Annotated in this window: 18 protein-coding genes and 3 pseudogenes; 11 read left to right on the top strand and 10 right to left on the bottom strand. The window is 72.0% G+C overall.

Annotated features, from left to right (window positions below; all coding sequences use genetic code 11):
* Positions 1–340 precede the first annotated feature (340 nt).
* Positions 341–1,011, bottom strand: a pseudogene (locus ACQEVU_RS21010) (IS5 family transposase); the annotation flags it as partial.
* Positions 1,012–1,375: 364 nt separating this feature from the next.
* Between ACQEVU_RS21010 and ACQEVU_RS21005 the strand changes: the two are divergent.
* Positions 1,376–1,855: pseudogene (locus ACQEVU_RS21005) on the top strand (NF041680 family putative transposase); the annotation flags it as partial.
* Here the strand turns inward: ACQEVU_RS21005 and ACQEVU_RS21000 are convergent.
* Positions 1,766–3,415 (bottom strand): transposase, encoded by a 1,650-nt coding sequence (locus ACQEVU_RS21000; RefSeq protein WP_433326005.1) that lies wholly within the window; start codon positions 3,413–3,415, stop codon positions 1,766–1,768. The pseudogene ACQEVU_RS21005 and the gene ACQEVU_RS21000 overlap by 90 nt on opposite strands.
* Positions 3,416–3,498: 83 nt before the next feature.
* Positions 3,499–4,781, bottom strand: a pseudogene (locus tag ACQEVU_RS20995) (NF041680 family putative transposase); the annotation flags it as partial.
* Positions 4,782–5,000: 219 nt separating this feature from the next.
* Between ACQEVU_RS20995 and ACQEVU_RS20990 the strand changes: the two are divergent.
* From ACQEVU_RS20990 to ACQEVU_RS20980, 3 genes are all read left to right on the top strand, one after another.
* Positions 5,001–6,005 carry a serine hydrolase gene (locus tag ACQEVU_RS20990; protein ID WP_433326003.1) on the top strand — a complete coding sequence of 335 codons (1,005 nt, stop codon included), beginning with the start codon at positions 5,001–5,003 and terminating at the stop codon, positions 6,003–6,005.
* Positions 6,006–6,089: 84 nt separating this feature from the next.
* Positions 6,090–6,425, top strand: a complete 336-nt coding sequence (locus tag ACQEVU_RS20985; RefSeq protein ID WP_433326001.1) for a hypothetical protein — start codon at positions 6,090–6,092, stop codon at positions 6,423–6,425.
* A gap of 48 nt (positions 6,426–6,473) precedes the next feature.
* Positions 6,474–6,752: a hypothetical protein gene (locus ACQEVU_RS20980; protein WP_433325999.1), complete on the top strand. Its 279-nt coding sequence runs from the start codon at positions 6,474–6,476 to the stop codon at positions 6,750–6,752.
* Between the two features lie 219 nt (positions 6,753–6,971).
* On the opposite strand, the gene ACQEVU_RS20975 is transcribed toward ACQEVU_RS20980, so the two are convergent.
* Positions 6,972–7,415: a hypothetical protein gene (locus ACQEVU_RS20975; protein ID WP_433325997.1), complete on the bottom strand. Its 444-nt coding sequence runs from the start codon at positions 7,413–7,415 to the stop codon at positions 6,972–6,974.
* 334 nt (positions 7,416–7,749) lie between these two features.
* On the opposite strand from ACQEVU_RS20975, the gene ACQEVU_RS20970 reads away from it, so the two are divergent.
* Both ACQEVU_RS20970 and ACQEVU_RS20965 read left to right on the top strand, forming a co-directional pair.
* Positions 7,750–9,090 (top strand): condensation domain-containing protein, encoded by a 1,341-nt coding sequence (locus ACQEVU_RS20970; protein WP_433325995.1) that lies wholly within the window; start codon positions 7,750–7,752, stop codon positions 9,088–9,090.
* Positions 9,091–9,093: 3 nt separating this feature from the next.
* Positions 9,094–10,965 carry a N,N-dimethylformamidase beta subunit family domain-containing protein gene (locus tag ACQEVU_RS20965; RefSeq protein WP_433325993.1) on the top strand — a complete coding sequence of 624 codons (1,872 nt, stop codon included), beginning with the start codon at positions 9,094–9,096 and terminating at the stop codon, positions 10,963–10,965.
* A 32-nt stretch (positions 10,966–10,997) separates the two neighbouring features.
* Here the strand turns inward: ACQEVU_RS20965 and ACQEVU_RS20960 are convergent, their stop codons facing one another.
* Complete coding sequence (locus tag ACQEVU_RS20960; RefSeq protein ID WP_433325991.1) at positions 10,998–12,113, bottom strand: glycoside hydrolase family 19 protein; 1,116 nt, start codon at positions 12,111–12,113, stop codon at positions 10,998–11,000.
* Positions 12,114–12,344: 231 nt separating this feature from the next.
* The gene (locus tag ACQEVU_RS20955; RefSeq protein WP_433325989.1) at positions 12,345–13,886 is read right to left on the bottom strand and encodes a S8 family serine peptidase; all 1,542 of its coding nucleotides are present in this window, start codon (positions 13,884–13,886) and stop codon (positions 12,345–12,347) included.
* A gap of 343 nt (positions 13,887–14,229) precedes the next feature.
* Here ACQEVU_RS20955 and ACQEVU_RS20950 point away from each other — a divergent pair, with 343 nt between their 5' ends.
* From ACQEVU_RS20950 to ACQEVU_RS20930, 5 genes are read left to right on the top strand one after another with little or no spacing between them, the layout of a single operon-like run.
* Positions 14,230–14,394 (top strand): hypothetical protein, encoded by a 165-nt coding sequence (locus tag ACQEVU_RS20950; RefSeq protein ID WP_433325987.1) that lies wholly within the window; start codon positions 14,230–14,232, stop codon positions 14,392–14,394.
* A 35-nt stretch (positions 14,395–14,429) separates the two neighbouring features.
* On the top strand, positions 14,430–15,422 hold the full coding sequence (locus ACQEVU_RS20945; protein WP_433325985.1) for an MvdC/MvdD family ATP grasp protein: 993 nt from the start codon (positions 14,430–14,432) through the stop codon (positions 15,420–15,422).
* Positions 15,419–16,357 (top strand): TIGR04500 family putative peptide maturation system protein, encoded by a 939-nt coding sequence (locus ACQEVU_RS20940; RefSeq protein ID WP_433325983.1) that lies wholly within the window; start codon positions 15,419–15,421, stop codon positions 16,355–16,357. The genes ACQEVU_RS20945 and ACQEVU_RS20940 overlap by 4 nt, the downstream gene beginning before the upstream one ends.
* Complete coding sequence (locus tag ACQEVU_RS20935) at positions 16,354–16,557, top strand: hypothetical protein (RefSeq protein ID WP_433325981.1); 204 nt, start codon at positions 16,354–16,356, stop codon at positions 16,555–16,557. Before ACQEVU_RS20940 ends, ACQEVU_RS20935 begins: the two co-directional genes overlap by 4 nt.
* Positions 16,554–18,695, top strand: coding sequence for a peptidase domain-containing ABC transporter (locus ACQEVU_RS20930; protein ID WP_433325979.1), 2,142 nt, complete (start codon positions 16,554–16,556; stop codon positions 18,693–18,695). The genes ACQEVU_RS20935 and ACQEVU_RS20930 overlap by 4 nt, the downstream gene beginning before the upstream one ends.
* Before the next feature lie 27 nt (positions 18,696–18,722).
* Here ACQEVU_RS20930 and ACQEVU_RS20925 read toward each other — a convergent pair whose 3' ends face one another.
* The 4 genes from ACQEVU_RS20925 to ACQEVU_RS20910 are packed head-to-tail and all read right to left on the bottom strand — an operon-like array spanning position 18,723 to position 21,469.
* The gene (locus tag ACQEVU_RS20925) at positions 18,723–19,511 is read right to left on the bottom strand and encodes a sugar phosphate isomerase/epimerase family protein (RefSeq protein ID WP_433325977.1); all 789 of its coding nucleotides are present in this window, start codon (positions 19,509–19,511) and stop codon (positions 18,723–18,725) included.
* Positions 19,512–19,537: 26 nt separating this feature from the next.
* The gene (gene prfH, locus ACQEVU_RS20920; protein ID WP_433325975.1) at positions 19,538–20,149 is read right to left on the bottom strand and encodes a peptide chain release factor H; all 612 of its coding nucleotides are present in this window, start codon (positions 20,147–20,149) and stop codon (positions 19,538–19,540) included.
* Entirely contained in the window at positions 20,146–21,282 is a 1,137-nt protein-coding gene (locus ACQEVU_RS20915; RefSeq protein WP_433325973.1) for an RNA ligase RtcB family protein, read from the bottom strand. The genes prfH and ACQEVU_RS20915 overlap by 4 nt, the downstream gene beginning before the upstream one ends.
* A 55-nt stretch (positions 21,283–21,337) precedes the next feature.
* Positions 21,338–21,469: a hypothetical protein gene (locus tag ACQEVU_RS20910; protein WP_433325971.1), complete on the bottom strand. Its 132-nt coding sequence runs from the start codon at positions 21,467–21,469 to the stop codon at positions 21,338–21,340.
* Between the last annotated feature and the right edge of the window lie 8 nt (positions 21,470–21,477).

Raw genomic sequence — 21,477 nt, 5'->3', positions numbered from 1 at the left:
ATCTCCTTGAACACCCTCGCTGGGCGTCGCCCCGCGCTCCGAGGGTGCGTCGGCCACAATCGACTCCGACGCAGAGCACGGCACCGGTTTCAGATGCCTTTCCGGTGGATGAGAACTTGCATCGACTGGAGATTAGGGTTCAGGCAATCCAGCTTTCGCCATATCACGCGGGTCCTCCCGGTGCACCGTCCCTGACATCTGGGCCCAGCCACCGGGCTGCTCTGGCATGCTCCTGTCCCCTTCACCTTTCGGATCCAGGTAAGCCAGCCAACCCAGGAACCTCCCTTCGAGTCCCTCCCAGCTGAGCTGGGGATACAACAGAGCGCCTCGCGGCGCACATCGTCCGCTCAATCACCCACCTGAACACGCCGAGGCCGGAGCCGTGCGGTTGACCGCGGCGCGCGATGCGGGGGCGGATGCCCTTGGCCCGTACCGCTCGGCGGTACTTGTCGTGGTCGTAGGCGCGGTCGGCGAAGACCTCGTCGGGGCGTTGGCGGGGCCGGCCGCGGCGGCCCCGCACGGGTGGGACCTTGTCGATCAGCGGCAGGAGTTGGGTGACGTCGTTGCGGTTGCCGCCGGTCAGTGAGACGGCCAGGGGGATGCCGGCGCCCTCGGTCAGGACGTGGTGCTTCGAGCCCGCTCGGGCGCGGTCGACCGGGCTCGGACCGCTTCTGGGCCGCGCCGGGCGGCGCGGACGTGGGAGGAGTCGATGACCGCTCGGGACCAGTCCAGCTTCCCCGCGCCCTGCAATTCGGCGAGGAGCAGTTCGTGCAACTGCTGCCAGACCCCGGCGCGGTTCCATTCCTCCAGCCGCCGCCAGCACGTCATCCCGGAGCCGAATCCGAGCTCCTTGGGTAGGAACTCCCACTGGATCCCGGTATGCAGCACGAACAAGATCCCGCACAGCACCTGCCGATCCGGGATCCGGTTCCGACCGGGTCGCCGTGGATCGCGTGGGACATGTCTGGGCAGCAGCGGCTCGATCCGCTGCCACAGCCCATCGGGCACGATCCACGGCGGCTGCTCACCACGCCGCACAGCTCAGCATGGTAGACGAACGTCTACAAAGGACACCAGTGGGTCATCTACTATCTTTGTTAGGAACTCTAACGCACCTCATCGACGTCCAGAACCATTTCATGCAGGTTGGCGGGTACGACCCCAACGATCGGCGGACAATCCCCCGGACGCCGGCAGCGAACGACCGGCGCCGGCCCCGTGGGTCGAACGGCGCCCGGATACTGCGCGATGATCGTTTCCACAACGGTGCCGACGATGGATCCGGCGGCCGGCGCGGCCCTGGACGACGAATCCGGCACGTTCCATGTGTCGTCGGGTGGCGGGGCCGTGTCGTGGCCCAGCCGGGTGCGGGACAACGAGCCGCTACGGCAAGGCGTTTGCCGACGCGTGGGACCGAGCACATCAGCGGTTGCACCGCCGCGCTGCCTGGGCCGGACACGAAGGGCAACTGCCCACTGTGGAGGGTACGTTGATCCGGCTGCTCGTGGACCGGTTGCCGGGCGACCGCAACCCGAAACCGGTCTGGCTGTGGAGTTCGGCGATCGGACTCGATATGTCCAATGTGGACCGGCTCTGGCAGGCGTACCTGCGCCGATTCGATCTGGAACATACGTTCCGGCTGTTCAAGAAAACTCTTGGCTGGACCAAACCACGCATCCGGGACCCGAAGACAGCCGACCGCTGGACCTGGCTGACGATCGTCGCCTATACGCAACTGCGCCTGGGCCGAGATCTCACCAACGACCTACGCCGCCCGTGGGAACGACCGGCTACCGAACCGGGCCGCCTGACCCCCGCCCGTGTACGGCGCGGGTTTCGCCACCTGCGCGCGAAACTGCCGAGGCTGTCGCACAGCTTTCGATCTTCGGCTGTCAAGCGGTCTTTCGTCTGGCGTCTGACGAAAGATCTTGTTCAGGTTGTGGACGACGCCGAGTAGTTTGATCTCGGCGTCGACGTCGTTGGTGCCGCGGTGGTGCAGGTGGCGTCCGAACCATTGGAACAGTTGGGCGAAGCCGGGTTCGACGAGGGCGCCGCGGCGGGCGTAGAGCTGCTTGCCTTCGGGGGATGCCAGGCGGGTCGCCATGTCGCGGTGGCCGGCGGGGGCGTTGTGGCTGGGTGGTGTGGTGGCCCTGGTCTGGTCGTATTCCTTGGTGAGCGACACGAGCAGCGGGAGGTCGGCCAGGGCGGTGAAGTTCGCGGTGCTGGCGTATCCGCTGTCCGCGAGCCATGCCGCGACATCGCTGGTCAGGCCCGCGGTCGCGCAGTTGTGCCGAGCACGTCTGATGACGGGGATCAGGGCAGTGGTGTCTGACGGGTTGTCGTGCAGTTCGATAGCGAGGAGGACCTGGTTGCGGGAGCAGGCGATCTGCACGTTGTAGCCCTGCACGTAGCCGCCGTGCTTGCCGAGCATGAGCCGCGACGTTGGATCGGTAAGTGAGGCCCTGGCCGCTGCCGACGGGATCGGCCGGGGGTTGAGCGCACGGTGCAGCGCGGCCTGCGCCCTTGCCAACCGGGCGTGCTGCCGGACGACCTTGGTCTTGGCCTCGACCGCGACCGGTGGGCGCCCGTTGGCGCGCCGGCGTCCCTCGGCCTGGTCCTGCAGGCTCCGGCGGGCGTAGTCGGCCAGCCGCTGCTGCTGGGCGGCGGTAACCTCGGCCAAGCGCTGGGCGGCTCTGGCCACCATCCGCTCGGCGGCCTCGACCTTGATCCGGATCTCGCCGGCTGAGGGCAGCGCGCGCTCATACAGCTTGTCGCGGGCCGCCCGGGCTCGCGCCATGCGGTCGCCGAGCCGGGACAGCCGCCGCAGACGGCTGCCGGCAGCGGTCTGCTTGCCCTCTTCGGCGGCTGCCGGGTTGTCCATGTCACTCATCAACTGGTCAATCTCGACCTCGCCATCGGCGATCACGGTTTCCAAAGCGTGGAGGCTGCGGTTGGTGGAGCGGGCGGCGGCCGCCTGCATCGGCGAGCCGTCCACCGCGACTGCGGACAGGTCCACCAGCCCACGCTGGGCGCATAGCGCCAGGACCTGCACGAACAGTGCCTTCATACGGTCGCGGTGACGGCGCAGGAACCGCGCGATGGTGGCATGGTCGATGTGCTGGTTGCTGGTGATGATCCGGCAGCCCACATCGCCGAGGCATGCTCCCTCGATTCTGCGTGACGAGCGCACGCCCTTGCAGTAGCAATACAGCACCAAGCTCAGCAGCACCTGCGGTGGATACGCGGCCGCGCCTTGGCCGTCGGTGCGGTAGCCCCGCAGGAACTCCGACAGGTCGAGCTCACCGACGATCTTCAGGACCTGCCAGCACAGATGCTGCGACGGCAGCCACCCACGCAGGTCATGTCCGGGCAGTGACAAGCCGTCCGCGCTACAGGAGATGAAGTTGTATGCCACGGCACGACATGATCGTCAACCGCGGACGAATTGCAGCAACGACTCTCGACAGCCGAAGATCGAAAGCTGTGCGACAGCCTCACGGTTGTCGCGCGGAGGTGCCGAAAGGCGCGGCGGACTCGTGCGGGGGTGAGCCGTTCGGGCGGTGCGGGCCGTTCCCACGGCCGGCGCAGGTCGGCGGCGAGGGGACGGGCGAGGCGCAGTTGGGTGTAGGCGGCGATGATCAGCCAGGTCCACCGGTCGGCGGCCTGTGGGGTGCGCAGCTTCGGCACGGTCCAGCCGAGGGTCTGCTTGAACAGCCGGAACGTGTGCTCGATGTCGAAGCGGCGCAGGAACGCCTGCCACAACAGGTCCACGGTGGCCGGTTCGGCGTCCACGCCGGACCACCACAGCCACACCGGCTTCGCGGTCGCGCCCGAGGGCAGCCGGGCGACGTCGAGGCGGATCACGGTGCCCTCCAGGATCGGCAGCACAGCGCAGTCGGCCCATGCGGCGCGGCGGGTCAGCCGGGGATGCAGCCGGTTCCAGGCCCGTGCCGTCGCCGTGCCGTAGAGGCGGGTCTCCGTCACGGTCAACACGTCCGGGGCGCCCCAGCCGGCCGGGTCGGCGAAGATGAACTCCCCGCCGTGCCGGCGCGGCCGGCCCATGCTGCCCGGCGCTCGCGGTGGCGCAGGGCGGCGCAGGACCCGGTCCGAGCGCATCCGGGCCAGGATCTGCACCGGCAGATCCCGCAGCAGGTAGGCCAGCCGCGCGGCGTCGTAGCCGGCGTCCATCACGACCCAGACCTCGGCATCGCCGGGCTGCCAGTGCCCAGTCTCGACCAGCCGGGTCACCACCTGGCGCAGCTGCTCGGCGGTGACCGCGGCCAGGTCGGCGCCCGGGGCGAGGCGGACCGCGTCCAGCGGCGCGGTCCACGAGCTACGGCCGGTCTGCAGCGCCACCACGAACGAGTACGGCCACCCCGGGACCATGATGTGCTGATCCTTGCCCCGCCCGTAGGTGTGACACAGGATCCGCTCCGGTGCGGTGTGCGCCTCCGGCCGCAGCCAGGACGTCACATCCACCGCCAAGACGATCCGCCCGTCCGCGGCCGGGGCACCGGCACCGCGCTCAGGCTGACCCGCAGCCGCTCAATGTCCATCCGGCCGCGGCTCAACGCCGCGTACAGCGAACCATGACCACGGCGGTGCTCGGCGACCAGCGACAGCTCAGCCAGCGAATGCACCGGCCCGTCACCGCACAGCACCGCATCGGCCAGTTCGAACAGCACATCCGCCCGGCCGGTCAGAGACCGGTAGAACTCCTGCCGGAACCCGGCGAGATCCCCGGCCGCGCAGTCCGGTCGGACGTCAGGCACACTGATCACCACAACAGCCCTTGGTTTGTGGATCTTCTTCCCTAGACAAGAGGAATGATCACCCAAGGGCTGTTGCCGTCATCAGCCGGGGTCGATACCGACCCGCTCAAGGTTAAAACTCAAGTTAGGACGGAACACAGGGCTTCGTTGGTTGGCGCCTTTAACATTTCTCATAAAGAGCGGCCTCTTTCGACCGACATTTCCCGGCTTGAATTAACCTCGGTCGGCATGGATATGACCCGACGGGCCGCGCTGGCGGCCGGTGCCGGTGCGGCCGCCGCCCTCGTCGCCGCAGGCAAGGCCGCCGCGGCGCCGGCCGACGACCTCTCGAAGCTGGCGCCGGCCGAACGCATCCGGCGCACGTACGCCCGCCAGACGGCCAAGGCCGGCGGCACCTGGTACTCCCACGTCACCCGCGTCGACGACGCCGGCGCGCTGCGCACCGTCGTCGAGCAGGACGCCGACCACGTGGTGAACGGCTACAGCGTGCAGAAGCTCGCGGTGGCCACCGCCGTCATGGACAAGATCGACCGGGGCGAGCTGCAGCTGGGCCAGAAGCTGGACCTGCAGGCCGACATCATCCTGGGCGGCAGCGGCATCTACTTCCTGCACACCGTGTGGGGCGACGACATCACCGTCGCCAACTTCCTCACCGCGATGCTGCTCGTGTCGGACAACACCGCGGTGCGCATGTGCGGCCGCGTGGTGCCCGCGCTGGAGATCAACGAGATCCTCGCGGCCAAGGGCTTCGTACACACCCGGGTCGAGCCGGTGGCCAACCCCAACCGGTTCTACCTCGGCACGACCACGCCGCACGAGATCACCGACCTGCTGACCCGCCTGGCGAACAAGACCCTGCTCACACCGGCCTCGTGCACGTTCCTGCTGAGCATTCTGCGCTGGATCGACGGCTACCACGACGGCATCCGCCGCAACATGTCCTCGCAGGAGCGCAGCCGCGTCGCCACCAAGTACGGCGCCGACTTCAACACGCTGGGCGCGGCCCGGCACGAGGCCGGCATCATGTTCGGCCCCGACGGCGCCCCGGTGCTCGTCTACGGCTTCTTCGCCGAGGGCCTGCCCGACCTCGACAACTACGGCGCGACCCACCCGGCCGTCGAGGCACACGCCGTGCTCGGCCGCACCATGTTCGACACCATCAAGACGACCACGGTGGCAGCCGCACGCGCCAAGACGGTCGTACCGCAGTTCCGCCCGGTCAACGGCGGCTGAACCGGGTCGAGTATCTTGCCCGCGTGATCGGTGAGGAGCGTCGCGAGCCGCGGCCAGTCGAGGTCGTCGGGGTGCGGGCCGCTCGTGCCGGCGCCGTTCACGACACCGGCAACGCTGCCGCCGCTGCCGTCACGGCGATCGCCGTGGCGGTCCGGGACCCTGCTGACCGGCGCGGTGGTCGTCGCGGTGGTCGCCGCGCTGCTCGTCGCCGGCGGGCTGCGCGCGCGGCCGGCGAAGTCGGCCGCGCCCGGTCCGTCGGCCGTGGCCTCGGCGACGGTGTCCCCCGCGCAGGCCGCGGCCGCGGCCGTCAACCTCGAGCTGGCCGCGCAGAGCCGGGCGCTGCTGTCGGGCGACCTGTCCGGCTACCTCGCGCCGGTCGACGCCGGCCTTCGCGACGAGTTCACCGTGCGGTTCGGGTAGTACGCCGCCGACCGCGACGGCGCCTGGACCCGGGACCGGCTGCCCCACGTGCGGCGGTTCGTCAAGGCCGGCCGCTGGGACGGCACCATCACCCTCGGCGCGATGCCGAGGGACGCGTCGGCGGACGAGCGCACGGCCCGCTATGGCCTCGCCCTGCTCGCCGTGTCGTGCCTGGCCAAGCGCTTCGGCGAGGACCGGATGCTCGACTTCTTCGCGGCCGTGGTCCGCGGCTGGAGGACCCCGGAAGTGGCCTCGGCGACCGCATTCGGCACCGACTGGGCGCCGGTCGCCGCCTCCTGCGCCGCCCAGATCCGCGCCCGCGTCTGACTTTCACCTCCGTCGCGCCGAATACGGCAGCGGCATGTAGCGCTTAGGCGCAGCTACAGTATCTGCGGGTGCTCGGAACCGACCACCCCGACACCCTCACCGCCCGCGGCAACCTCGCCTACTGGCGACAGGCCGCTGGAACTCAGCCAGCATCCGAAGAAAGTGCCAAGTAGATCCGGACGCTTTCGGGCCACACCGTCCGGATGGAGTTGTCCTGCCTCAGGTCAACGTATCTGGCCCTGCCAACTTCGGCTGGCGGTGTGCCCCGCCACGGACTCCCTCGGACAGCGAATACTGACTCTCGATCTGACTGAAGGCCATACGGACGGCGAGATGACCGGCTGTTCGGAATGACCTTTCGCTGGAGTCGACCTTGTGCGCCACCAGGGTTCGTAGCACGACGGTCACCGCCACCTCGGCTCCGGTCACCCGGTCTGCCAAGGCGTCGGACAGACCCTCGGCCAGCGCTGCGCGGTACCCGGATAGCGCTTCCGGGTTGTTGTAGCCCGGGTAGCGGACATCCTCGGCGACGGTGAACGCGAACCCGGGCGAGCCCGGCTCGAAATCCACGGTGACGTCGGCGAACACGCAGGTGCCGCCGGTCTGAGGGGAGTGCCGCACCCGGACGCCACGGACCGGATGGGGCGGGAACCTCCGATCCATCACACAACGGTACTTCAGGACGACTGAAGCACTCCGCCACCACCCACGAGGCCAACCACCAGCAACCTCGCCGTCCACGGCGTCACCCACCTGCAGGCGATCATCAAGAACCGGCTCAAACGCATCCAGCGCCGTTTGTAGTGGCTTCGTTTGGCACCGGTTTGGTGTCGGCGTCGCCATCGTGACCATGCCAGGGCGATCATGGCCAGGAGTGTGAACCGGTGCCCTTCACTACACTCGCGCAGGTGCCGGCGCATAGACATTGACGAAGGCCAGTGATGGTCGGGTTGCCCCGGTATTGACACCCGTGAAATGCCACCGATTCAATGAGCCGATGACGGAACGGATCGCCGTCGGGTTCACCGGTGCGCGAGGCGGCGAGTGCGGGCTGAGCTGGGGCCAGATTGCCATCTGGCGCGCGATCCAGCGTCTCGTGCCCGACGACGCGAGCCTCAACATGAGCTGGGTGACCGCCCTCGAAGACGAGGGCCTGTCCGTCGACACGCCGCTGTCGAGGATCACCGACACGGTGTCGTACATCATGGGCCGCCACGAGTCGCTGCGGACCACGGTGCGGCTCGACGAGGCCGGCGAGGCGCGGCAGACGGTGGCGCGGGACGGCGTCATCGAGCTCGAGCTCGTCGACGCCGAGCGGGCCGAGGCCGGCGCCGCGGCGCGGCAGCTGCAGCGGCGGCTCACCGAGCCGGCGTTCGACTACCCGAACGAGTGGCCGTTGCGGGTCGGTGCGGTGCGCGTGGGCGACGTCGTCACGCACGCCGTCTTCGCGATCTGCCACATGGTCACCGACCGGGGCGGGCTCACCGCGCTCGTCAACGACGTCGTCTCCGGCCTCGTCGGCCGGCCCACGCTCGATCCGACCGACGCCCAGCCGTACGACCTGGCCCTGCACCAGCACTCCGATGCGGGGCGGCGGCAGACCGGGAAGGCGCTGCGGTACTGGCGGCGGCAGCTGAGCGCCGTGCCTGCCAGCCGGTTCGGCGAGCCCGACGGCGAGCCCCGGTTCATCAGCGCGACCCTCAGCTCACCCGCCGGCGACCAGGCCGTCAGTCTGCTCGCCGAGCGCGAGCGGGTCAGCACGTCGGCGGTCATCCTCGCCGCGGCCGCGGTGCAGCTCGCCCGCCAGACCGGCGCCCGCGAGGCCGTCCTGCAGGTCATCGTCAGCAACCGGTTCCGCCCCGGCCTCGCCGGCTCGGTCGGGCCCGCCTCGCAGGACGGGCTGTGCGTCATCGAGGTCGGCGACGACGAGCTCCGCCCCGTCATCGGCCGCGCCATGCGGGCCTCGATGCAGGCGTACCTGCACGCGCAGTACGACCCGGTCGCTCTCGATGCGCTCGTCGAGCAGCTCGGCGAGGTCGACCTGTCCTGCTCGTTCAACGACCGCCGCTTCGACTCGCAGACGCCCGTCTCGGCCGCGGCGGACGTCAGCGCCGACAGTCTGCGGGCCGCGCTGCCGCACACGACCCTGGCCTGGGAGCCGGTCGAGCACTACGGCGCCCGGTACTTCCTGCACGTCAACGCCGTGCCCGGCGTGCTCGACCTGACGCTCTTCGCCGACACCAGCGTCTTCGACTCCGTGTTGGTCGAGGAGCACCTGCGCGGCATCGAGTCGCTGCTCGTGGCCGAGGCGCTCGGCGCGCTCACCGTGGCCGCCTAGCCGTTGGCCGTCTTCGCGCACGCCACCTCCTGCATCGCCGGTGAGACGCTGCGCTTCACCCTGCTCGGCCCGGGCCCGGACACCGTCACGGTCCACGACGCCACCGACGACCGCCTCGTGCTGACCGCCGCGGTCGACTGTCCCGCGTGGACACTCACGGTGCCCGCCGACTGGCCCAGCTCCCTCTACCGGGCCGTGTTCAAGCACCGGGACCAGGAGGTGTACTTCGTGGTGCGCCGCCCGTCCGGCAGCCCGTCGGCCGCCATGGTCGTGTCGGTGCCGTTCGCGACGTGGCAGGCGTACAACCGCTCGGGCGTCCCCGGCGAGAGTCTCTACTACGCCGAGGAGCCGACGAGGGCGTCGCGGGTGTCGTTCGACCGCCCCGGCGGCGGGCCGCCCCCGCAACGCTGGGAGGAGGGGCTGCTGCGCTGGCTGCGCCCGGCCGGCTACCGCGCCGACTTCTGCTCCAACCTCGACCTGCACGCCGACGGCCCGGCGCTGCTGCGCCGATACCGCCTGCTCGTCGTCAACGGCCACGACGAGTACTGGTCGATGGAGATGCGCGATGCCGTCGAGGCCTTCACCGCGGCCGGCGGCAACGTCGCGTACTTCGCCGCCAACACGGCGCTGTGGCAGGCGCGCTTCGAGGACGCCGGTCGCACCATGGTCTGCTACCGCGACCCGGTCCGCGACCCCGTCGCCGCGCTCGACCCGACACGCACGACGGTCGAGTGGGCGGCGGCCCCGGTGCACCGGCCGGAGAACACGATGACCGGGGTCGGCTACCGCCACGGCGCCGGCGCGTGGGGCGACTTCATGGACGTCATGAAGGAAACCGAGTACACGGCCCGCTTCGCCGAGCACTGGGTGTACACCGGAACGGGTCTGCGCGACGGCGACCGGTTCGCGCTCGGCGCGGTCGGCTACGAGACGGACGCCGCGCTCTATCAGGACGTGGACGGTGTACCGCGGATCACCGGCGCCGACGGCACCCCGCCGTCGTTCGTCATCCTGGCCACGGCGGACCTGCGCCACTGGCGCCGATACGGCCAGGGCGGCCACGCGACGATGGGCGTGTTCCGGCTGGGTGCCGGCACCGTGTTCAACGCGGCGACCGTGAACTGGGGCAACCGCCTCGCCGACCCGGTGGTCGACCGCATCACCCGCAACGTCCTGGACCGCCTCTCGGCGCCGCCGGACCCGACCCGCTGGGACGCGATCGGGCCGGCACCGCAGCTGGCCGCGCTGGTCGCCTGCGAGCACGCCTTCTGGGGGTTGACCCCGGACGGCGCGCTGCTGGTCCGCGCCGCCTGCGGCCAGAACCTGCCCTGGCGCCCGGCGGTCGCGCCCTGGGATGGCGCCCACGATCCGCCGGTGTGCCTCGCGGCGCCCCGCGAGGCCGTTTCGGGGATGGCGGTCGGGCTGTACGCGGTCACGCCGCGGGGGCGCCTGCTCTACCGCGAGCCGGTCCGGGCGCCCGCGCAGTGGGAGGCGGTCGGCCCCGCGCCGGCGGGGATCCGGGCGCTGGCCAGCGCCGACGGGACGCTCTTCGCCGTCACCGAGGACGATCGGCTCCGATGCCTGCCGTTGGCCCGGCTCGCGCAGGGCGACCACGGCTGGGCCGACGCGGGGAGCGCCGGGGAAGCGCTCAGCCTGACCGCGGCCGGCGGGCTGCTCCTCGCCGTCGACCGCCGCGGCCGGCTGCGGTTCCGGCCGCCGGCGGCCACGGAGGCGGCCTGGTCGGACCTCGGCCCGGCCGGCGACCGCACGGTCATCGCCGGCTACGACGGGCACCTGGCCGGCACCGGCGGCGATCGCCTGCTGCGATGGCGCGACATCAGCCGGCACGAAGGCGGCGGACCGGTCACGCCGTGAGCGCGGCCGGTCCGCCGAACGGTGTGTCCGGATCAGCAGGTCAGGTTGCCACCCGCGGGTACACCGAGAATCCCGACGAACCGGTTGTAGAGGTTGACCCGGTCCTGCATCTGGGCGGTGTTCCCGCCGTTGCACTCGATGCTGTTGATCGCGCGGATCGTGGTACCGAATCCCTGGCCGTTGACCATCGCGTTGTGCGACGTCGTGCCCGCCCCGCCGGTGCCGGTCATCCAGTACCACAGGCCGGTCTGCCACGAGATCGACGAGTTGGTCGCCACGAGGTTCGGGTTGTTGAGCAGGTCGACGCCGAGCGCGTCACCCGCGGCCTTGTAGTTGAAGTTCCAGCTGAGCTGGATCGGGCCGCGGCCGTAGTACGCGGCCTGGCCGGCCGGGCAGCCGTAGGGCTGGCTGTAGTCGCAGTAGTGCGGGTAGTTGGCGGTGTTGATCTCGTTGATGTACACCAGTCCGCCGGTCTCGTGGCTCACGTTGGCCAGGAACGCCGCGGCCTCCTGCCGCTTGACCGTGTCGCTGCCGGTCGTGGCGAACGCGGGGTACTTCCGCATCGCGTCGGTCAGCCCGGCGTAGGTGTAGAACGAGTTCCGGCTCGGGAACATCTGGTTGAACTGGGCCTCGCTGACCACGAAGCCGCTCGTCCCGCCACCGCCGCCGGGGACGGTCCATTTCTGGTTGGCGCCGCCGGAGCAGGTCCAGATCTGCAGCGGCGTGCCGTCGGCGGAGCTCGGGCCGGTGGCGTCGAGGCACTTGTTGGCCTGCGGGTTGACGATGTCGCGGGCGGCGTTGGCGACCCACTGCTGCGCACCGGTGCCGTTGCAGTCCCAGAGCTGGACCTTGGCCCCGTCGGCCGTTGAGCCGCCGGAGACGTCAAGGCACTTGCCGAGGGCCCGGATCGTGCCGTCGGTACCCACGGTCCAGTTCTGGGCGTTGGTGCCGTTGCACGTCCACAGCTGCACCTTGGTGCCGTTCGCGGTGTTGGCGCCGGAGACGTCGACACACTTGCCGCCGTAGCCGGTGATGGCGCCGGTGCCGGCGGCGGCCGCGGCACCCGGGATGAGGATGAAGGCGCCGAGGACGGCAGCGACGGCCGCGACGAGCACCCGGCGCAGGCGCGCCGATCGTGACTTGTCCATGATGGAACTCCTGGGCGAGGGAGCGGGCGGGCATGGACCCAGATCTATTGGGGGCTTTTTTCATATCGCAAACTTGGCTAACTGTAAAGAGTCCTTCCTTTTTGTCCGATCGTGAAGGTCTCCTGCCGCCCGCCGGCTACACCCCGCAGAAGTACCTGGCGGGGCCCGACGGCTGGAACCCGATGTGCACGGCAGCGCCCACCGGCCATCCGGCCGGCGGGCGCGTCGGGCCTACCCCCAATATGCGGTGGACCAGTCGTCGCTGGACCAGTAGTGGCCGGTCCAGGTCCCGGTGGACCAGTAGTGCCCGGACCAGTAGTGCCCGGACCAGCCCGGGTCCGTCCAGCTGCTGGAGCCGCCCCACGGCCCGCCGGACCAGGTCGCGGCGGCCCACGTCTTCGACGCCCAGGACGTGCCGGTCCAGCCGCTGCCGGACACCTGGTAGCCCATCCACTGCCCGCCCGACCACGCGGCCTGCGACGCGCTGCGCGAGGCCCAGTCGGTGGTGCTCACCGCACCCCAGACGGTGGCCTCGCCGGTGAGCGTGACGTTGTCGCGGACCACGTGGCTGCCCCCGCGCGCGTCCTCGATCAAGCCGGTGCCGGTGGACCACGTGTAGGTCTGCTGCACGTTCGGCGTCGCGGCGGCCAGGGCGCCGTTCAGGTTGAGCTCCCGGTACCCGAGCCCGGCCGCGTTGCCGGCGGTCAGCACGGTGCCGTTGTTCATCAGCAGGTACTTCGCCTGGTCCGGGGTCAGCGACGGCCGGGCCTGCAGCAGCAGCGCGACGGCGGCGCTGGTGACCGCGGTCGCCTGGGAGGTGCCGCTGCCGCGGAACAGCGTCGTACCGACCCGGGCCGAGGCGTACGAGCCGTCGATGTTCGAGCCGGGATCGGCGAGCGACAGGATCGACTGACCGGGGGCCAGCAGATCCGTGCGGCGGTTGGCCGGGCCGTTGTAGGTGAGGCTGGTGAACGTCGAGATGGTGTCGTCGGACGCGGACAGCGTGCCGTTGGTGTCGGTCGAGCCGACGTTGAGGATGAACTGGTCGGTCGCCGGGTCGGTCATCTGCTTGCCGCTGTTGCCGACGGCGGCGACGACCACGATCCCGGCCTTCCACGCCTGCTCCGCGGCGAACTGCACCGGGTCGGTCCAGTAGTTCGGCGTGCCGCCGGTGCCGTAGGACAGGTTGATGACCCGGATCGGGTTGGCCGGGTCGTCGTTGCGGTGCGCCACGACCCAGTCGATCGCCGCGATCATCTGTGACGCGTCGACGGCGCCGTTGGACGTGCCGACCTTGATCGAGGTGAGCTTCGCCTTGGGTGCCAGGCCGACGGTGCCGGTCGCGGTGTCGTTGGCGATGATGATGCCGGCCATGTGCGTGCCGTGGCCGTACGTGTCGAGGTAGCGCAGGCTGGACGACTGCGACTCGAACGACAGGTCCGGCCCGTTGATGACCTGGGACGCGGGAATGCCGGGCACCGGCGCGATGCCGGTGTCGATCAGCGCGACGCCCACCCCGGCGCCGGTGAGGCCGGCGGCCGCGCCGGTGCTCGCCCCGATGACGTTGCGCACGTCGGCCAGCGAGAGGCCGGCGCCCGAGCCGGCCGTGCCCATCCAGATGTTCGACGCCCAGGCGCTGGAGGCCCGGTGCACACCGGACGCGAGCGCCTGGGGCCCGCCCGAAGCGCCGCCGAGGGCGACGGGCAGCAATGCGGCCGCGGCGGCGGCGACCCGCAGCAGGCTCCGCCTGCCGCGCCTGCGTGTGTTGCGCATCGTGGGAGTCCTTTCCGTACGCCCGGGTCGCGGGCACCCCAAGCGTCGGGCACCGGGCGGCCCGGCGTCAGCACCGGGCGGCCGCATCTCACCGAACCGCACCCGCCGCCTGTCAGCCGCCCGCCGGACATGTCCGCCGATCCGCGCCCGGCGGCCGCCAAGTGGGCGACGGCCCGGGAACGGCAGTGCCAGGGTTGCGACAGGTATCCGACGGCCCGCTCGACGGTCCGATCGGTGACACGGCAAGGCAAGCCGACATTAACTGAACGCCAAGTCGGTGCGGGCCTAATGGTGTTCGCCGGGCCGCACGGGCCCGGCCTCACCGGAAAAAGGAGTTGTACCGATGTTGAAGAAGGCCACGACGCGCATCAAGCTGGAGCAGATCGCCGCATCCGGCGTCGAGCTTCGCGAGGACGACCTGCGCCAGATCAGCGCCGGCGCGAAGAGCCAGGTCTGCACGAAGAGCGGCGGCGGCTGGTCGTGCTCCGGCGACGGCATGACCGACTGACCGGGTACCGGACGACGCACTCCTGACACATCGCCATGACTGAACAGATCCTCGTCCTGACCGAGGCCGACGACGTCACCGCCCAGCGGGTCGCGGCGCTGCTCACCTCCCGCGGAGCCGAGGTACTGGTGCTCGATCCGGGAGTCGTGCCGGCCGGTGCGCAGGTCGACATGACTGCCGGCGGCGCCGGCCGCGTTCGCCGGTGGCTGCGTCTCGGTGGCCGGGACGTCGATCTCGACGGTCTGACATGTGTGTGGCACCGGCGCCCGACGGCGCCGGTACCACCCCGCACCGTCGGCGACCCGGACGTGCGGGCGCACCTGTCCGGCGAGGTGAAGACCTACCTCGACGGCGTGTGGCGGGCGCTGGCGTGCCGCCAGGTGCCCGCCACCCGCGACGTGATCGACCGCGCCGACCGCAAGTCGTACCACCTCGCGGTCGCGGTCGAGCTCGGGTTCGCGGTGCCGCCGACGCTGATCACCGCCGACCCCGACCGGCTGCTCGACTTCTACGACGAGCACGACGGAAAGATCATCACGAAGCCGCTGCACCGCTCGTGGCGCGGCACCGCGGAGGCGCCGATGGGGCGCTACACGGAGCCGGTGAGCAACCGCGACCTCGGATACATCGCGGCGCTGCGGCAGTCGCCGATGATCGTCCAGGCGTACGTGCCGAAGGACGTCGAGCTGCGGGTAACCGTCGTCGGTGCGGCCGTCTTCGCCGTCGAGATCCATTCCCAGGCGACGCGCCACACGCGGTACGACTGGCGCCGCTACGACCACCAGAACACCCCGCTGCAGGTCCACACGCTGCCCGGTGACGTGGCCGAGCGCTGCCGGGAGCTGGTGCACCGCCTCGGTCTCAGCTACGGCGCCATCGACCTCATCCTGACCCCGGAGGGGGAATACGTGTTCCTGGAAATCAACCCCAACGGGCAGTACGACTGGCTCGAGCTGGCCACCGGGCTGCCGATCACCGCGGCGGTCGCCGACCTGCTGCTGACCGGGTCGGTCGAGGTATCGCCATGACGCTGCTGACGGAGGCGGTCGAGCTGCTGCGCGCGGCGGCCGCCGAGAAGTTCGAGCGGGCCGAGGTCCGGGCCCGGGTCGACGCCCTGCGGGCCCGGCACCCCGAGGCGGGGCTGCGCCTGCTGTGGCAGCGCGAGGAGTACGACGGGTCGCTGCACTACGACCTGCTCGTGCGCCAACCGGCCACCGATGCGGGCGTGGTGTCGCTGTCCTGGTGCCCGGACGACACCCTGCCGTGGCCGTTGCGCGGCGTGCAGCGCGGCGGCGAGATGCTGCTGGTGCGGGTCAACGGTTTCGAGCTGGACGTGGCCGACGCGATCGGCTTCCTCGACCTGCTGTGGCAGGATGCGGCGCTGCGCGACCGGCTCGTCGACACCTGCCTGGTGCGCCTGGCCCTGGACGCCGACGGCACGGAGCTCGACGACGCGGCGCTGCAGGAGGCCGCCGATGCGTTCCGGCGGGCGCGCGGCCTGCTCACGCTCGAGGACACCCGCGCCTGGATGGCCCGCGAGCGGCTCAGCGACCAGCAGTTCGAGGACCTCGTCGCGCACCAGGCCGGGGTCGCGCGGCTGCGGGAGCGGGTCACCGCCGGGCGGGTCGACGCCGAGCTGGCCGCCGACCCCGGCCGCTACGAGCAGCTGCGGCTGGTGCGGGTCGAGGCCGCCGACGAGGCCGCCGCGGCCCGGCTGGCCGCGGCACCGGACCTGCTCGCCGCCGCTGCCGCCGACTTCACCGCCGGCGTCGGCCCGGCGCCGGTGCTGATGACGGTCACGCGCGCGGACCTCGAACCGGTGCTGGCCGGCGACTTCGTCGTGACCGCGGTGCTGGGCGTGCAGCCCGCGACCCGTGAGGCGGTGTCGCGCCGGCTGTTCGCCGACTGGCTGGCCGAGCAGCGCGCGGCGGCGCGGATCGAGTGGAACTGGGGGCCGGCATGAGCGAGATGAACGTGACGCGGGACGGGGTGTTCCTGGCCGCCGCGGTGCGCCGCCACGCCGACGCCGGCCGGGTCGAGCCGGTGCGGCTGCGAGTCCTGCCCTCCCGGCTGTTCGCGGCGTTGTGGCTGGCGGCCGCGCTGCTGTTCATCGGACTGGCCGCGGTGCTGTTCATGACGTACACCGGGCCGGTGCCGCGGTGAGCCGCCGGCGCCTGCCGGAGCTGCGGCAGGTCAAGGCAGCCGACTGCGGTGCCGCCTGCCTGGCCATGGTGCTCACGTACCACGGGCGGCCCACGACGGTACGGCAGATGACCGCCGAGGTCGGCGTGTCCCGCGACGGGCTGAGCGCGCTGGCCCTCGTCGAGGAGGCCGGCCGGCGCGGCCTGCACGCCCGGGCGTTCTCGTTGCCGCCCGAGGACCTGGCCGCGGTGCCGACGCCCGCTGTGCTGTACTGGAACTTCAACCACTACGTGCTGCTGGAGCGCTGGGGCCGGCGGCGGGTGCATCTGCTGGACCCGGTCTCCGGGCGGCGCCGGCTCACCCACGAGGAGTTCGAGGTCGGCTACACCGGCGTCGTCATCGGCTTCGAGCCCGGCCCGGACTTCCGGCCCGGCGACGCCGAGCCGGACCGGCCGGCCTGGCGGCGGCAGTGGCTCGGCGCGGCGCTGCGCCGCTACCGGGGGCTGCTGACCCAGGTGCTGCTGGCCTCGGTACTGCTGCAGGTGCTCGGCCTGGCGGTGCCGGCGCTGTCGGCGGTGCTGGTGGACCGGCTGCTGCCCACCGGCGCCACCGACCTGCTGGCCCCGCTCGGCCTCGCCGTCGCGGTCGCCGTCGTGGCGCACGTCGTGCTCGGCTTCCTGCGCACCGCGCTGCTGCTGACCCTGCGCGCACGCGCCGACGACGACGTCACCGGCGGGGTGGTGCGGCACCTGTTCTCGCTGCCGTACCGCTTCTTCGCCGAGCGCGGCAGCGGCGACCTGGTGATGCGCACCCAGAGCGTCTCCGCGCTGCGCGACATCCTCTCCGGCAACGTGCTGTCGACGCTGCTCGACGCGCCGCTGGCGCTGGGGTACCTCGGCCTGGTGCTGTGGCGCGACCCGGTGTTCGGCGGCTTCCTCGCCGCGCTGGCCTGCGTCCAGCTGGCGGTGCTGCTGGCCACCCGCCGCCGCGTCGTCGAGCTCGCCGAACGGGAGCTGCACGCCTCCGGTAAGGCGCAGGCGCAGCTCATCGAGGCACTGGGCGGGATCGAGACGCTCAAGGCGGCCAGCGCCGAGGAGCGCGCGGTCGAGCGCTGGTCGTACCTGCTCGCGGGGCAGCTCAACGCCGGCACCCGGCACGGCCTGGTGCGCGGCGGCCTGGAGACCGCGCTCGGGGCGTTGCAGTACCTCGCGCCCGCGCTGCTGCTGCTCATCGGCGCCCAGCGCGTCCTGCACGGCGAGCTGAGCCTCGGCACCATGCTCGCCCTCAGCGCGCTGGCCACCGCGGCGCTCGCCCCGCTGTCGTCCATCGTGGACAACCTGCACCAGCTGCAGCAGACCGGGGCGCACCTGGCCCGCCTCGACGACATCCTGGACGAGGCACCGGAGGAAGGCGGCCGGGCGGCGCCGGCCCACGACGGGCGAGTGTCCGTGCGCGACCTGGGCTTCCGGTTCGACCCGCGGGCGCCGTGGGTGCTGCGCGGGCTGACGTTCACGATCGAGCCGGGGCAGAAGGTCGCGTTCGTCGGCCGCTCCGGCTCGGGCAAGAGCACCCTGGCCCGGCTGCTGCTGGGCCTGTACCGGCCGACGGAGGGCCACGTGTACCACGGCGGGCAGGACGCGGCGGCGCTCGACGTGCGCACGCTGCGCCGGCAGTTCGGGGTGGTGACCCAGGACCCGACGCTGTTCACCGGCAGCGTCCGGGAGAACATCAGCCTGACCGACCCGCAGGCGCCGCTGTCCCGGGTCGCCGCCGCGGCGGCCGCGGCCGGCATCCACGACGACATCACGGCGATGCCGATGGGCTACGACACGGTCCTCGTCGACGGCGGCGGCCTGTCCGGCGGCCAGCGCCAGCGCATCGCCCTGGCCCGGGCGCTGCTGCCCGAGCCGCGGGTGCTGCTGCTGGACGAGGCGACGAGCAACCTCGACCCGGCCACCGAGGCCTACATCGAACGGGAGCTGGCCGAGCTGCCCCAGACGCGTATCGTCATCGCCCACCGGCTGAGCACCGTCCGCGACGCCGACGTCATCTACGTCCTGGACGGCGGGCGGATCGTGGAGCAGGGCCGCCACGACGAGCTGCTCGCCCGCGGCGGGCACTACGCCGAGCTCGCCACGCTCCAGTCGGTGCCCGGGTAGCCGTTTCGCCGGGGCGGCGCGCCGACGTCAGTCGCCGAGCGTGCTGACCCAGTCGTTGCCCGCGGCCAGCGCGTCGGCCAGCGGCGGGATGCCGGGGTGCCATGTGCGTTCCCACTCGAGGCTGTACCAGCCGTCGTAGCCGGCGGCCTCGGCCGTGCGCAGGATCTCGCGCAGCGGCACCGCGCCGGCGCCCAGCAGCACCGGCGTCTTGTCGACGGCGTCCGCGTTGTCCTTCACCTGGACGTGCGCGAGCCACGGGGCCAGCGCCCGCTGGGTGTCGGCGACGGCCTCGCCCGCCGCCCAGGGGTGCCGGGCGTCCCAGATGGCCCGCACCCGCGGGTCGTCGACCGGCGCCAGGACCCGGCGCACGTCCTCGCCGCGCGGGTGGGAGTCGTGCGTCTCCAGCCAGACCTCGACACCGGCGGGCAGCCTCGGTGCGGCGGCCCGCAGGCGCTCGATCGCGCGGGCGTCGCCGTGCTCGTCGTCGCCGCCGGGAAAGACGCGGACGGCCCGGGCGCCGAGATCGGCGGCGAGGGCGGCCTCGGCGAGCAGGTCGGCGACGCATCGTTCGTCATCGACCTGGCCGCTGGCCACCTTGACGTAGGAGGCGACGCAGAGGACGGCGACGCCGTCCAGGGCGGCCACGGCGGCCCGGCGCCCGTCCGCGGACAGTCCGATGTGGACGGGCTCGTCGGGGGCCGAGCGCAGTTCGACGCCGCGCCACCCGGTGCGCCGGGCCAGCGCCGCGACCTCGGGCAGCGGCAGGCCGGGGCAGCCGAGGGTCGAGAACGCCAGCCGGTCGCGGATCCATGCCATCGATCCAGCATAGATCGGGACCGACGTCACGGGCGCTCGGTGCGGACCGGGTTGCCGCGCACGAGGTCGTCGTGGACGCGCCAGCGGGCCGTCTCCAGGGCCGCGCCGGCCGCCGAGTGCCGCTCCTCGAGGCGGCGGCGCAGCAGGTCGAGGGCGATGCGCCGGTTGAGGCCGAACCGCCGCTCGGTGTCGACGACGACCACCATCCCGGTCGGGCGGTGGGTGGCCCGCACGGCGGTGCTCACCTTGTTGCGGTGCTGGCCGCCGGGGCCGCCGGTGCGGCACGGCACGATGTCCACGTCCGCCTCGGCGAACTCGGTGCGCGGGGCACCGACCTCGCAGCGTTCGGCGATGACGTACCAGTTGCGCCGCTCGGTGCTGCGAAACGGGCTCGGCGCCCGCCAGCACAGCGTGCCCGTCCAGGCGCCGGCGACCCGCGCCGCCCGCTCCCCCGCGAGCCGCAGCAGCACCGAGCGCAGGGTGCCGCGCCGGTCGCCGGCCACGGACTCGAGCCGCTCGGTGCGCACCCCGGCGCCGGCCGCCTCGGCCTCGAGCCGCGCGACGAGCTCGGCGACCGCCCAGGAGCACTCCTCGGGGCCGCGGCCGGCCGACACGAGCAGGTGCAGCGGCTCGCTCATCGCCGCCCCTTGCGCACGTCGGCGGTCTTGTAGGTGACCACCGGCACCGTGCTCACCACCGGCGTGGCCAGGCCGTGCGCGACGAGGTCGGCGATGACCTGCTCGATGCGCTTGTACGCCCCCGGCGCCTCCTCGAACAGCAGCTGCCGGTCGCCGCACACGACGACCGACCCGGTCGGCGGGCGGCGCAGCTCCTCGACGGTGTGTTTGGCCCGGTTGCGCACGAGCGCGTCGGCCCGCGACATCTTGCGCCCGGCGCCGTGGGCGACGGAACGCCCGGCGTCGTCGCCGGCGTGGGCGGCCACCACGTACGACCGGGTGCCGCGGGTGCCGGCGATGAGCACGTCCCGCCCGTCGCCCGGGGCGGCGCCCTTGCGGTGCAGGTAGGCGCCGTCGCGGACCTCGACGAGGTTGTGGCACTGGTCGATGACCGGCTCGGCCGGGCGGGCGCCGAGCGCGTCGGCGACCCGCGCGGCGATGAGCCGGCGGTTGAGCGAGCCCCAGCGCACGGCGGCGTCGTGCCGGGCGAGGTAGTCCACCGGGTCGGCGGCGGGCCCGGCGCCGTGGACCTCGGTGTGGTCGCGCAGGATGCGCTCGCCAAGGCCGCGGGAGCCGCTGTGCACGACGAGGACGAGGTCGCCGGCGGCCAGGCCGAGCCGCTGGGCGTGGCCGGCGTCGAGGACCTCGTGGACGCGGGCGAGCTCGGCGAAGTGGTTGCCGCGCCCGACGGTGCCGAGCCCGTCGAGGTGCCCGGCCGGCACGTCCTCGGCGCTCAGGTCGGCCCAGTCCGGGTCGACGGGGACGTCGAGGTCGGGGAACTTCGCCGCGAGCTTCTGCGGATCGGGCCGCTTCAGCGCGATCGGGAACACGGCGATGCCGCAGCCGATGTCGGAGCCGACGAGGTGGGGGTACAGCACGGCGGAGGTCATGGCGGCGCCGATCGGCGCGCCCTTGCCGGGGTGCAGGTCGGGCATGCCGGCGACGTGCAGCATGCCGTCGAGGGCCGCGACCTGGTGGCACTGGTCGACGGCGCCCGACTCGATCCAGCTGCCCTCGGAAGCGAAAATGGTGACGGTGGCGGGCAAGAAACGCTCGTCCTTCGACTGAGGAGGAAATGGTTGGCGTCGGTGCACCGTCAGCGCGTCATGCGCCCAACCATCCCGGACCGCGCCCGGCCCTGCAATCGAATTACGGGTAGCCGATCGCGGCGACGTCGTCGCGCACGCCGGGCAGCGACGCCTGCGGGTTCAGCGCCCGGACCACGTTCTCGGTGAGCGGCCGTCGCCGCCGCCGACGATGCGCTCCAGGACCGTGCCGCATGTCGAGCA

It is taken from the genome of Dactylosporangium sp. CA-139066 (genome assembly GCF_050936175.1).
GTDB lineage: Bacteria > Actinomycetota > Actinomycetes > Mycobacteriales > Micromonosporaceae > Dactylosporangium.
This window is presented reverse-complemented; position numbering and strand designations above follow the sequence as displayed.

What these genes read in the sequence shown, in the direction of transcription:
- ACQEVU_RS20960 (WP_433325991.1), bottom strand. Translation starts at nt 12,113, where the DNA reads ATGGACAAGTCACGATCGGCGCGCCTGCGCCGGGTGCTCGTCGCGGCC.
- prfH (WP_433325975.1), bottom strand. Translation starts at nt 20,149, where the DNA reads ATGAGCGAGCCGCTGCACCTGCTCGTGTCGGCCGGCCGCGGCCCCGAG.
- ACQEVU_RS20940 (WP_433325983.1), top strand. Translation starts at nt 15,419, where the DNA reads ATGACGCTGCTGACGGAGGCGGTCGAGCTGCTGCGCGCGGCGGCCGCC.
- ACQEVU_RS20935 (WP_433325981.1), top strand. Translation starts at nt 16,354, where the DNA reads ATGAGCGAGATGAACGTGACGCGGGACGGGGTGTTCCTGGCCGCCGCG.
- ACQEVU_RS20990 (WP_433326003.1), top strand. Translation starts at nt 5,001, where the DNA reads ATGGATATGACCCGACGGGCCGCGCTGGCGGCCGGTGCCGGTGCGGCC.
- ACQEVU_RS20955 (WP_433325989.1), bottom strand. Translation starts at nt 13,886, where the DNA reads ATGCGCAACACACGCAGGCGCGGCAGGCGGAGCCTGCTGCGGGTCGCC.
- ACQEVU_RS20925 (WP_433325977.1), bottom strand. Translation starts at nt 19,511, where the DNA reads ATGGCATGGATCCGCGACCGGCTGGCGTTCTCGACCCTCGGCTGCCCC.
- ACQEVU_RS20975 (WP_433325997.1), bottom strand. Translation starts at nt 7,415, where the DNA reads ATGGATCGGAGGTTCCCGCCCCATCCGGTCCGTGGCGTCCGGGTGCGG.
- ACQEVU_RS20950 (WP_433325987.1), top strand. Translation starts at nt 14,230, where the DNA reads ATGTTGAAGAAGGCCACGACGCGCATCAAGCTGGAGCAGATCGCCGCA.
- ACQEVU_RS20970 (WP_433325995.1), top strand. Translation starts at nt 7,750, where the DNA reads ATGACGGAACGGATCGCCGTCGGGTTCACCGGTGCGCGAGGCGGCGAG.
- ACQEVU_RS20910 (WP_433325971.1), bottom strand. Translation starts at nt 21,469, where the DNA reads ATGCGGCACGGTCCTGGAGCGCATCGTCGGCGGCGGCGACGGCCGCTC.
- ACQEVU_RS20945 (WP_433325985.1), top strand. Translation starts at nt 14,430, where the DNA reads ATGACTGAACAGATCCTCGTCCTGACCGAGGCCGACGACGTCACCGCC.